Raw genomic sequence first — 12,446 nt, 5'->3', positions numbered from 1 at the left:
ATGTACGTTAATTGTACCTAGAAAATGCCTAAAGTCAACTAAATCAGCCTTGCCCTTCCACTTGCAGCAGGAGGCGTATTCGGCAGGATCAAGTTATTAATTAGCGTATTTCGATACCCGTTCAATCGTCTTTTCCTTGCCAATCAACGCAATGGAGTCCGGCAATTCAGGACCATGCGTCTGTCCGGTTGTGACGACGCGGATCGGCATGAATAAATTCTTCCCTTTATGGCCCGTTTCCTTTTGCACCTCTTTGATGGCCGCTTTGATCGAGGCAGCATCAAATGATTCAAGCGCAGACAACTGACGTTGGAAGGATGCCATCACTTCTGGCACCTGTTCCCCTGAAAGAACTTCTTGAGATTGTTCATCATATTCAATATGGTCATTGAAGAATTGGGCGGTCAATTCGACGATTTCAGCCCCATAGCTTAATTGCGCATGGTAAAGGGCGATCAGGTCGTGCACCCATCGGCGTTCCTCTTCCGTCATCTCTTCGCTTACACGCCCAGCCGCCTGAAGATGCGGCAGCGTCAATTCGATCACTTCGTCCAAGCTGAGCTTCTTCACGTATTGGTTGTTCATCCACGTCAACTTCGTTTTATCGAACATGGACGGCGATTTGGAAAGTCGGCTTTCATCGAAAAGCTTAATCAATTCATCATGCGTGAAAATTTCTTCTTCACCGCCAGGCGACCAGCCAAGCAACGCGAAAAAGTTAAACATCGCTTCCGGCAAATAGCCGAGATCCTTGTATTGGGAAATGAATTGAATAATCGATTCGTCGCGCTTTGAAAGCTTTTTCCGCTCTTCATTGACGATCAGCGTCATATGCCCGAAACGTGGGTACTCCCAGCCGAACACATCATATACCATCAATTGTTTTGGTGTATTCGTCAAATGTTCCTCACCGCGGAAAACGTGCGAAATTTTCATCAGATGGTCATCGATAACAACCGCGAAGTTGTATGTCGGGATACCATTCGCCTTCACAAGCACCCAGTCGCCTACATCTTTCGATTCAAACGATACTTCCCCACGGACGAGATCATCCACTGTATATGTGACCTGTTCAGGTACACGCATGCGAATCGTATACGGCATGCCTGCTGCTACCTTTTCAGCGACTTCTTCAGCAGTCAGATGACGGCAAGTCCCTGCGTACATCGGTGCGGCGATGCCAGAAGCTTTCTGCTTTTCACGCTCCGCCTCCAACTCTTCCGTTGTACAGAAACATTTGTAGGCATGTCCTCCGTCAAGCATATCCTGCGCATATTTCGTATACAAGTCCAGACGTTCCATTTGACGGTAAGGGCCGTATTCTCCGCCGATATCAACGGACTCGTCGTGATGGATCCCCAACCATTTCAAATTATCCAGCTGGGATAATTCGCCCGCTTCGATATTCCGCTCAGTGTCGGTATCTTCGATGCGGATAATAAATTTACCGCCATGGTGTTTTGCAAATAGGTAATTGAACAATGCTGTCCGGGCTCCGCCAATATGTAAATGGCCGGTCGGACTCGGCGCATAACGTACACGTACTTCTGTTGTCATTTGAGTGCATCTCCGTTCGTTGTTATTCCTGTGTATTTTAACACTGCCTTGTTTATTTTAAAAGGAGAATCGTCGCCATTGAGGCAATGCCCTCTTCCCTGCCTACAAAGCCCAGTTTTTCCGTCGTCGTCGCCTTGACGTTCACTTGGGACACGTCCGCGTTCAACAATTCTGCGATGCGGGCGCGAATCGTTTCGATATGCGGCGCCATTTTCGGTCTTTGTGCCATGATTGTGCAATCGATATTGCCCAACCGGTAGCCTTTCGTCTCTACGATTTCCCATACTTTTTGAAGAAGGACCGCCGAATCCGCATCCTTGAATGCCTGGTCCGTGTCCGGGAAATGCCTGCCGATATCCCCTTCCCCGATTGCCCCTAACGCAGCGTCGGTCACCGTATGTAATAGGACATCCGCATCGGAATGCCCTGTCAATCCCTTCTCATAAGGAATTGTAATGCCACCGATGATCAAAGGCCGCCCTTCCTCAAACTGATGTACATCAAACCCTTGTCCTATACGAATCATCAGAAATCCTCCTGCCGTCTATGTTTCAAGAGGACCTCGCCAAACAGGAGGTCCTCCTTCGTCGTCATTTTAACATTGTCATACGTACTTTCCACAACTCTTACCGGATGACCTAACCGTTCGACGATCATCGACTCATCCGTTCCAAGGAACCCCTCGGCTTCGGCTTTATCGGACGCCTCCTTCAGAAGGTCATAGCGGAATGCTTGCGGCGTCTGAATCGCCCAAAGCTTTGAACGGTCCACTGTCTCCTCGACAATGCCGCCCGGCGCAACCTTCATCGTATCCTTCACTTGGACACCGGCAATTGCGGCACCATGCTCATCGGCAACATCGACAAGCTCACGGATGACATCCTGATTGATAAACGGACGTGCCGCATCATGGACGAGGACGATCCCCCCGGCCTTGTGAGCACGAATGCAAGCCGCCACGCTTTGCTGCCGCTCCGCCCCGCCTTCGACGAGCGCAGCCACTTTCGTAATGCCGAAACGCTCAAGCATTCCTTCGATTTCCCGCTTTTCCTCTTCTTTCACGGAGAGGATCATTCCTGAGCAGGCCGGATCCTGTTCGAATACATCCAATGTGTGTATAAGGATCGGCTTGCCCGCCATCTCCAAAAACAGCTTGTTGAATCCGGCGCCCATACGCCGGCCGCTTCCCGCTGCTGGGAGCATTACTGTATATGTCTTCATCATCGTTCCTCAGCTTTCTACTTCAATGCGCCTTTGCGGCTTTGCCATTTTTCGGCTTCGCGAAGATCATCCGGCCCGCAGAAGTCTGCAAAACACTCGTGACGACGACATCGATCGCATTGCCAATATGCATTCTTCCGTCTTCAATAACAATCATCGTACCATCATCCAAATAGGCGACACCTTGGTTATGCTCCTTCCCATCCTTGATGACGACAACGTGCATCTCCTCGCCAGGAATGACGACCGGCTTCACTGCATTCGCCAAATCATTGATGTTTAATACCGCTACACCGTGCAGATCCGCCACTTTGTTCAAGTTGAAGTCATTTGTAACGACCTGGCCATTCATGCTTTTCGCAAGACGAACAAGCTTCAGGTCGACTTCCGCAACGTCCGCAAAATCTTCGTCAGTGATCAAAACGCTCGGACCGTCATCCGTCTGCAAACGCTTCAGGACATCAAGGCCGCGCCTTCCTTTCGTACGCTTCAAAGAATCGGATGAATCCGCGATATGTTGGAGCTCCGTCAAGACGAATTGCGGAACGACGAGAAGCCCTTCCAGAAAGCCGGTCGAAGCGATGTCTGCAATCCTTCCGTCAATGATGACGCTCGTATCCAAGATTTTATGGATCTTCGCATCCGGTTCCCCCAAAGCGTCCACACCATCCCTCTTTTTCGGATTGCTGTTCCTTGCCGCGAAAATTGCGTGGGAAAACTCCTCACGCTTCTTGAAGCCGACTTGGAAACCGAGATATCCAAGAAGGATGGAAAGAAGGACGGGCAGAATGGACGTAATGACCGGAATTTCCACACTGCTCAGCCCAAAGCTGACAAGAAAGGCGACACTTAATCCGACCATCAGGCCGATCGTTCCGAACAGAAGATCGAAAATCGGGGCCTTCAACAGGCGGTCCTCCATCCATTTAATGAAATTCACGATCGGGTCTGCGATGAAAAGGCTAAGCAAATATAACACGATCGCCCCTAGGACAGCAGCTACGTAAGGATTGTCAATCATCGGCTTTGAAGTAAAAGAAGATAAAGTGAATAAATACGGTAGAAATAATACGCCGAGCGTTCCCCCGATCAGCAGCAGTCCTATCTGAACTACTCTTTTTAACATGTACGACACCTCCATTTCATTACTAACAACTATACATGTTTTCCATATGCTACGCCGTTTTGAACCATCGAAACCGATGTTTCACCGGTAAGTATAGGACAGAAGAAAAGTCGGCGAAGTTCCTTATATCGAAAAACTGAGGATATGGAACTCCCTTAAAAAAGTCCCATATCCTTTCATTTTTCACGAAAATGCGATGTTTAATGCCTCACTTATCGTTTCGACACCGACTACTTGAATTCCTTCCGGAAAATCCCATCCGCCGATATTCGAAGACGGGATGACGACCTTTTCGAATCCTAGTTTCGCCGCCTCCGTCACACGCTGTTCAATGCGGGACACTCGGCGCACCTCACCCGTCAACCCGACTTCACCGATGAAGCAGTCTGTCGCTCCCGCAGCCGCATCCCGGTAACTCGAAACGATGCTGACGAGGACCGCCAAGTCGATTGCCGGTTCGTTAAGCTTTACGCCGCCAGCGACCTTGATATAGGCGTCTTGTGCTTGCAAGAGCATACCCATCCGTTTTTCCAGAACAGCCATCAACAGCGACACCCTGTTCTGATCGATTCCGGTCGCCATCCGCTTCGGGTAATTGAAGCTTGACGGAGTCACTAGTGCCTGGATTTCGACGAGAATTGGACGTGTCCCTTCCATCGAGGCTACGACAGTCGATCCCGCGCCTCCTTGAGACCTTTCCCGCAAGAATAGCTCTGACGGGTTCAAAACTTCCTTCAATCCGGATTGCAACATCTCAAAAATCGCGATTTCATTCGTTGAGCCGAACCGGTTCTTCACGCTGCGCAAAATCCGGTACGTATGATGGCGCTCCCCTTCAAAATAGAGGACTGTATCCACCATATGCTCGAGAAGGCGCGGACCTGCAATCTGTCCGTCTTTTGTCACATGGCCGACGATGAAAATAGCAATATTTTGCGTCTTCGCAATGCGCATCAGTTCAGCCGTACACTCCCGCACTTGCGAAACACTGCCGGGGGCCGATGTCACTTCGGGATGGTGGATCGTCTGGATCGAGTCGGCAATGACAAACTTCGGTTGCACGTCGTTAATCGTCTCATGTATTTTCGCCAAATCGGTCTCTGCATAAATGTACAGCTCATCCGAAGCAACGCCGAGACGTTCGGCTCGCAGCTTCGTCTGTCTGATTGATTCCTCACCTGATATGTAAAGAACGCGTTGCTTTTGATTCGCGAGAAGTGAAGAGACTTGCAGCAGCAACGTCGATTTCCCTATGCCCGGATCACCGCCGATCAAAACTAGCGAGCCCGGAACGATACCTCCGCCAAGCACCCGGTTCAATTCGCCGAGCTCCGTTTTCACCCTCGGTTCCTCAACGGTTTCAATCGAACTGATCGGCATCGCTTTCTGCTGGATGGTTTCAGTATGCTTGAAAGCGCCTCGTGGACCTTTGCTGACGATTTCCACTTCCTCATCCATCGTATTCCATTCGCCGCAGCCGGGGCACCTCCCCATCCACTTCGGCGATTCATAGCCGCAGTCCCTGCACATGAACTTCGTTTTCCGTTTTGCCATATTTACCTCCATACACGAAAAGGACAGCCCTTTCCCGTAGATAGCGAACTCTACGGGAGGGCCATCCTATTATTGTTTTTCTGCCACTGCAACGCGATCCGTCTTGACGACGAACTCGCCATCCTCTACATCGACGATCACTTTTCCACCTGTCAGAACTGTTCCGCTCAACAGCTCTTCAGATAGACGGTCCTCAACATGCTTTTGCAAAGCCCGGCGTAACGGACGAGCACCGTAATCCGGGTCGTATCCTTCTTCAGAGATTTTCAATTTCGCCGCATCTGTCAACTCGAGTATAATATCTTGCTCTGCAAGACGTTTCGTCAATTCGTTCGACATGAGCGTGACAATTTCTCTCAAATGCTCCTTCTCAAGCGAGTGGAAGACGATCATTTCATCTACACGGTTCAAGAACTCCGGACGGAACGCTTTTTTCAACGCGTCTAGCATCGTTGATTTCATATCCTCGTAATCACGTTCGCCGTCTTGCAAATTGAATCCGACGTATCGGTTTTGTTTCAACGTCTCCGCTCCGACATTCGACGTCATGATGACGACCGTGTTGCGGAAATCGACCGTGCGACCTTTGGAATCCGTTAATCTTCCATCCTCAAGCACTTGAAGTAGAATATTGAAGACGTCAGGGTGAGCCTTTTCAATTTCATCCAGCAAGACGACTGAATAAGGCTTTCTGCGGACTTTCTCGGTCAATTGACCGCCTTCGTCATAGCCAACATACCCCGGAGGTGAACCGACGAGTCGGGACGTCGAATGCTTCTCCATATACTCGGACATGTCAATGCGGATCATCGCATCTTCATCCCCGAACATCGCTTCTGCAAGCGCTCTTGCCAATTCGGTCTTCCCGACACCCGTAGGTCCGAGGAAGATGAATGAACCGATCGGACGCTTCGGATCCTTCAATCCGGCGCGGGCTCTCCGAATCGCCCTTGAAATGGCCGTTACGGCTTCCTTCTGCCCGATGACACGTTCATGCAGAAGCTCTTCCATGTTCAACAGCTTGGCAGTTTCCGTTTCGGCAATTTTCGCGACCGGCACTCCCGTCCACATTGCGACGACTTCCGCAATGTCGTTAACTGTCACTTCTGATTCTTTTTTGCCTTGCTTCTCTTTCCATTCCGTCTTTGTCTTTTCGAGCTCTTCCTTCATCTTCTGCTCTTTATCGCGGAATGATGCCGCCTTTTCGAATTCCTGGCTTTGCACCGCGGCATTCTTTTCGTGGCGGATCGCTTCCAGCTTCGCTTCGAGCTCCTTCAAATTCGGAGGTGTCGTATACGAACGGAGGCGCACTTTCGAACCCGCTTCATCGATCAAGTCGATCGCTTTGTCCGGAAGGAAGCGGTCAGAAATATACCGATCCGACATTTTCGCAGCGGCCTCGATCGCTTCATCCGTAATCTTCACGCGATGATGCGCTTCATATCGATCACGCAAGCCTTTGATGATCAAAATCGTCTCATCGACAGTCGGTTCATCGACTTGAATCGGTTGGAAACGTCTTTCAAGCGCAGCGTCTTTTTCGATATATTTACGGTATTCATCAAGCGTCGTGGCACCGATGCATTGCAATTCCCCGCGAGCTAGCGACGGCTTCAAAATATTCGAAGCATCAATCGCCCCTTCGGCTCCGCCAGCCCCGATAAGTGTATGCAATTCATCAATGAATAGAATGATATTTCCTGCTTGACGGATTTCCTCCATCACTTTTTTCATACGGTCTTCAAATTCGCCGCGGTATTTCGTGCCAGCGACGACCGTTCCCATATCCAAAGTCATGACGCGTTTGTCACGTAGGATTTCAGGCACTTCATTATGGACGATCTGAAGCGCAAGCCCTTCCGCAATCGCCGTTTTACCGACGCCCGGCTCCCCGATCAATACAGGGTTGTTCTTTGTACGGCGAGCCAACACTTCGATCACTCGTGTAATTTCCTTGCTGCGACCGATGACAGGGTCAAGCGTCCCTTCACGTGCCACTTCCGTCAAATCGCGGGCTAGGCTGTCAAGCGTCGGTGTGGAGGCAGATGATGAAGTGCCTTGATTGCCGACAGCGTTATCATTGCTTCCAAGCAATTGAAGTACTTGCTGTCTCGCGCGGTTCAAGCTAACACCTGCATTATTCAATACGCGTGCAGCCACCCCTTCCCCTTCGCGGATGAGCGCCAACAGAATATGCTCCGTCCCGATATAGGAATGGCCGAGCTTTCTCGATTCATCGACAGAAAGCTCGATGACCTTTTTCGCCCTCGGCGTGTAATGGACAATCGGACCGACTTCCTTCGATCCGGAACCGACGAGGCTTTCTACTCCTTTTTCTATCGTTTCGAAACTGACGTCGATCGCTTCCAAAGCTTTCGCAGCGATGCCGCCACCTTCCCGTATGAGTCCCAATAAAATATGCTCGGTGCCGATGGATTCATGTTTCAGTCTGATCGCTTCTTCTTGTGCAAGCTGCAGGACTTTTTGTGCCCGTTGTGTAAAACGATTGAACATCATATTCTTTCCACTCCTTCTATAGTAACGTCTATCCTGTTCCCACTATTGAAAGTGTGGAATAGGAATTCCTCTTACTCTATTCCAATGAATCAAAAAGCAATCCATTTCCAACTAAATTGACTTTGACCATCTTTGACTTAAGTATAATAAATAGAAAAGTACGTTGCAAAAGTATTGCCTAGTTTTCTTTATTTTTTTCCTCTCTTTGCTGCTCCGAACGTAGTCGTTCTCGGAATAGATCGGCTCTGAAGATATCCCTCTCCTCCGCCGTCAACTCCTCCCCGGCATATTGCTGGAGGAAACCGGGCTGCATGAAGATCATCAACTCATTCAATATGGACATATCGACATCCTCGATGATCCCCAAATCGATGCCGAGACGTACGTCCGACAGACAGCGGGCCGCTTCACCCGATGGCAGCAATCTTGCATACATAATCGTGCCGAGCGAGCGGAAAAGCTTGTTTTCCAGCGCAACGCGCGATTTCGATAGGAGGATTTCACGTGAGCGCCTCTCGTGGGCAATAAGCCTGAGCGCCACATTTTTCAAATCGGAAAGGATCTCTTTCTCCGGTTTGCCCAAAGTCGTCTGATTCGAAACCTGATAAATATTGCCCGGCGCTTCGCTTCCCTCTCCGTAGCTCCCTCTGACGATCATTCCTAGTCTAGAAATAGCCGGGATGATGCGCTCAATCTGCTTCGTGATCGTCAGTGCAGGCAAATGCATCATTACCGACGCACGCATGCCCGTGCCCGTATTTGACGGACAGCTCGTCAAGTAGCCGAAATCCTCGTCGAAGGCGTAAGGAAGATTATTCTCCAAATAGTTATCGACAGAGTCCGCATGATCGTAGGCATTTTCCAACTGGAAGCCCGGATAGATGCATTGGATGCGGATATGGTCCTCTTCGTTCACCATGATGCTCAACGTCTCATCTTCCGACAGGATGACCGCTCCATGTCGTTTTACATCCGTCAACTGCGGACTGACCAAATGCTTCTCAACGAGCACTTGCCTTTCCAGAGCTGGAAGTTCTAACATCTTCATATAGGAATACCCTTTTTCATCGGAAGTAAGCAAGGCGGCCGAAACTTGCGAGTCGACCTTCTGCGCCTCTTCGGCCGTGAACGCGATCGGGAATCGATATCCCCTTAAATTCCGGGCCAAACGGATCCTCGTCGACATGACGATATCCGAGTGCTCCCCATGCGACGTCATCCATCCTGTGACAGCGCCTTTCATGAATTTATTAATTGACATCGCTGCCTTCACCTCCATTGCTGCCTTCTGCCAAACGCTCTTTCAACGCATTCGCTTCATCCCTCAATGCCGCGGCATCTTCAAAACGTTCCGTCTCGATTGCTTCTTGCATTTTCAACCGGATCTCTTCGACCTTCTTTTTCAAGGCGAACCGTTCATTGAGGGAGACCGGAATTTTCCCGACATGCGTCGTATGTCCGTTATGGAGCTTGCTGAAAATACGCGGCAAATACTCTTTGAATGTGTCGTAGCACGTCGGGCAACCGAACTTGCCGATATCGAGGAATTTCCTGAACGTCAATTGGCAGTCCGGACAAATCTGCCCATCCGGCATGCTTTCCCTCGACTGCTGGAAAGGCTGAATCGATTCGCTCCCTCCGAACCAATGGGAAAGGAATTGTTGGATTGACAACGGTTCCTGATTCGGATCGAAATGGAACATTTGGGTTTGGAACGCGCATTTCTCACATAGATGACGTTCCGTCGACCCTCCCATGCCTTCCTGGGTGAAGAGCACGGAAGCCGGCCGTTCTTTGCAATTGTCGCATAGCATAATCTGCACCTCGTATTCGTCGAATTCTATTCAAGCTGCCTATAGATGAGGGTTTTAAGCATTGCCTGCAAAACCCGCGCCCGCATAAGATCGCGTTCCGGCAATGGGTATTGGAGAGTCGTCCGGTCCACCGCAGCTAAGATGAGCCTCGACTCTCTCTCCGAAATTACTTCCTCTTTCATTAGCCTGTAAATGATTCCTTCGGCCATCGTATACGTCGCACCTTGTTGGATTCCTTCTAAAATATGTTCAATTAATTCCTTATGCGAATTTGTCTGAACGCGGTAAATCCGGATATACCCTCCACCTCCACGCTTCGATTCGACGGCATATCCACGTTCTACAGTAAAGCGGGTGTTAATGACATAATTGATTTGCGAAGGAACGCACTGGAATTTCTCTGCGACTTCGCTCCGTTTGATTTCTACAGTCCCGCTATCTTCTTTTTCGATAATCGCCTTTAAATACCCTTCTATAATGTCGGAAATGTTTCGCATGATGTCACCTCTTTTCTTCCGGTGTTAAGCCATTGACTTTGACTATCTTTGACTTAATTGTACATGAAAATACATCTAGCGCGCAATTGATATGCAAATTAACAGAAAAAGTTGATTTTCGCTGCAGGCGGACGCTTTCCGCGGGCGAGCGGTGAGCCTCCTCGTTCGCTTTGCTTCCTGCGGGGTCTCCCCTGTCTCGCTTTCCCGCAGGAGTCGCCGCCTTACGCTACAATCAACAAAAAGTAAATTCGCAAGCATCTAATGTTTAGAATAGGAAAAATAGGGTAATAAACTAGTTGAGGATTTTGTGCACCTCTTCTTCCTCTTCATGGAGTCTTGTTCAAAAAGGACGGATGGAAACGATTGAGGCAAACAGTCGTTTTTCTTTGCATCGCGCAGTCTGTCCTTTTGAACAAACTCTTTTCATAATTCCCCAAAAAAAGTCCTGGTACACACACCAAACAGAACATAGGAGCAGCCCCTTACTTTGGGGCTGCTTTTTTGTCGGATTTCATTAAGTCAAACTAGTATTGTCCAAGCAAACAATAATTATTTAATTAATCATATTGTTCGATATTGTTTAATAGGTTACAGTGTAGAAGAGTTAAATGAAGGAGGAATGTGAGAATGAATTCAGCTAAAATACGCAATAAAGGGTTGTTCAACAGATTTCTAGATTTCATCGAGAAATACGGCAACAAATTGCCCGACCCCGTAATGTTGTTCGTTTACATTGCCGCACTTATTTTAGTTTGTTCAGCGATTTTCGGCGTCCTCGGTACATCAGCTATCAATCCCGGAACCGGCGAAGAGGTGAAAGTCGTCAATTTGCTGAACGGTGAAGGCCTCATTATGATTTTATCTAATTTGGTGAAAAACTTTACGAGCTTTCCACCCCTCGGCCTCGTCCTCGTTGTTATGTTCGGTGTAGGGTTGGCAGAGTCAACCGGTTTAATCGCCACAGTCATGAAGACGACTATTTTGAATGCTCCAAAGAAAATCATCTTGCCGACAATCGTGCTTGTCGCAATTTTAGGGAATGCTGCTGCTGACGCGGCTATGGTCGTTTTGCCGCCAATTGTTGCGATGATTTTCATTGCACTTGGCAGACACCCGATTGCAGGACTTGCAGCCGCCTATGCATCTGTTGCGGGCGGATTTTCAGCAAACCTAATCATTAATGTATTGGACCCTCTCATATACGGCTTCACAGAAATCGGTGCACATATCTATGACCCTACCTATTCAGGGAATCCAGGGATGAACTACTACTTTTTAGCGGTTTCCACTTTAGTTTTAGTCCCTGTTGCAGTTCTTGTCACAACTAAAATTGTCGAACCGCGACTTGGCAAGTATGAAGGGGAGACTGAAGTATTAGAAGAAGTTTCATCTTTAGAGAAGAAGGGGCTACGATGGGCTGCACTTTCAGTCGCTCTCATTATCGGCGTTGTTTTAGCTCTTTCACTTCCTGCAAATGGGCTTTTTCGTCATCCTGAAACAGGAAGTTTAACGACCTCGCCATTGATGGATAGCCTTGTTCCATTAATGATGATCCTTTTCCTTGTGCCATCAATTATTTACGGAAAAATCGTCAAGTCTTTAAACAACTCAAAAGACTTCGCAGATCATTTGGCGAAGGCAATGTCCAGCATGGGCATGTATATCGTCATCTCTTTCGCAGCAGCACAGATGATTGCATACTTCAATTGGAGCAATCTCGGCCCAATCGTAGCCATCAAAGGGGCTGAATTGTTGGAAAACTTAGGCTTGCAAGGTCTACCACTGTTCATCGGCTTCATTATCGTCGCTGCCCTTATCAACTTCCTAGTTGCCAGCGCGTCCGCAAAATGGGCGATTCTCGCACCTGTTTTCGTACCGATGTTCATGATCATGGGATATAGTCCGGCATTGACGCAAGCCGCTTATCGCATCGGTGATTCCATCACCAACCCGATTACACCAATGCTTGCATACTTCGCCATCGTTCTGACATTCGCGAAAAAGTACGATCCGAAAATCGGAATTGGCACTTTCATGACCTCGCTTTTGCCATACTCAATCGCATTCGCAATCATGTGGATCATCCTATTCGCAGTTTGGTACTTGCTCGGCATCCCTTTAGGACCACAAGGTGAACTATTTTTGAATAAATAATCAATA

General features: G+C 48.7%; 10 protein-coding genes. 1 reads left to right on the top strand and 9 read right to left on the bottom strand.

Going from position 1 to position 12,446, the window contains the following annotated elements:
• Positions 1 to 96: 96 nt before the first annotated feature.
• The 9 genes from gltX to AB1K89_RS10100 form a co-directional block, all read right to left on the bottom strand.
• Positions 97 to 1,557 carry a glutamate--tRNA ligase gene (gene gltX / locus AB1K89_RS10140; RefSeq protein WP_413054652.1) on the bottom strand — a complete coding sequence of 487 codons (1,461 nt, stop codon included), beginning with the start codon at positions 1,555 to 1,557 and terminating at the stop codon, positions 97 to 99.
• Between the two features lie 52 nt (positions 1,558 to 1,609).
• Positions 1,610 to 2,083, bottom strand: coding sequence for a 2-C-methyl-D-erythritol 2,4-cyclodiphosphate synthase (gene ispF, locus AB1K89_RS10135; protein WP_413054651.1), 474 nt, complete (start codon positions 2,081 to 2,083; stop codon positions 1,610 to 1,612).
• Positions 2,083 to 2,778, bottom strand: coding sequence for a 2-C-methyl-D-erythritol 4-phosphate cytidylyltransferase (gene ispD / locus AB1K89_RS10130; protein WP_413054650.1), 696 nt, complete (start codon positions 2,776 to 2,778; stop codon positions 2,083 to 2,085). The genes ispF and ispD overlap by 1 nt, the downstream gene beginning before the upstream one ends.
• Before the next feature lie 22 nt (positions 2,779 to 2,800).
• The gene (locus tag AB1K89_RS10125) at positions 2,801 to 3,904 is read right to left on the bottom strand and encodes a PIN/TRAM domain-containing protein (protein ID WP_413054649.1); all 1,104 of its coding nucleotides are present in this window, start codon (positions 3,902 to 3,904) and stop codon (positions 2,801 to 2,803) included.
• A 183-nt stretch (positions 3,905 to 4,087) separates the two neighbouring features.
• Positions 4,088 to 5,458 (bottom strand): DNA repair protein RadA, encoded by a 1,371-nt coding sequence (gene radA, locus AB1K89_RS10120; protein ID WP_413054648.1) that lies wholly within the window; start codon positions 5,456 to 5,458, stop codon positions 4,088 to 4,090.
• A 69-nt stretch (positions 5,459 to 5,527) separates the two neighbouring features.
• Positions 5,528 to 7,975, bottom strand: coding sequence for an ATP-dependent protease ATP-binding subunit ClpC (clpC, locus tag AB1K89_RS10115; RefSeq protein ID WP_413054647.1), 2,448 nt, complete (start codon positions 7,973 to 7,975; stop codon positions 5,528 to 5,530).
• A 178-nt stretch (positions 7,976 to 8,153) separates the two neighbouring features.
• Positions 8,154 to 9,236: a protein-arginine kinase McsB gene (mcsB, locus tag AB1K89_RS10110; RefSeq protein ID WP_413054646.1), complete on the bottom strand. Its 1,083-nt coding sequence runs from the start codon at positions 9,234 to 9,236 to the stop codon at positions 8,154 to 8,156.
• On the bottom strand, positions 9,226 to 9,789 hold the full coding sequence (locus AB1K89_RS10105; protein WP_413054645.1) for a UvrB/UvrC motif-containing protein: 564 nt from the start codon (positions 9,787 to 9,789) through the stop codon (positions 9,226 to 9,228). The genes mcsB and AB1K89_RS10105 overlap by 11 nt, the downstream gene beginning before the upstream one ends.
• Before the next feature lie 26 nt (positions 9,790 to 9,815).
• Entirely contained in the window at positions 9,816 to 10,286 is a 471-nt protein-coding gene (locus AB1K89_RS10100) for a CtsR family transcriptional regulator (protein WP_413054644.1), read from the bottom strand.
• Positions 10,287 to 10,913: 627 nt separating this feature from the next.
• Between AB1K89_RS10100 and AB1K89_RS10095 the strand changes: the two genes are divergently transcribed.
• The gene (locus tag AB1K89_RS10095) at positions 10,914 to 12,440 is read left to right on the top strand and encodes an AbgT family transporter (protein WP_413054643.1); all 1,527 of its coding nucleotides are present in this window, start codon (positions 10,914 to 10,916) and stop codon (positions 12,438 to 12,440) included.
• Positions 12,441 to 12,446: the final 6 nt, after the last annotated feature.

The organism is Sporosarcina pasadenensis (genome assembly GCF_047228845.1).
GTDB lineage: Bacteria > Bacillota > Bacilli > Bacillales_A > Planococcaceae > Sporosarcina.
This window is presented reverse-complemented; position numbering and strand designations above follow the sequence as displayed.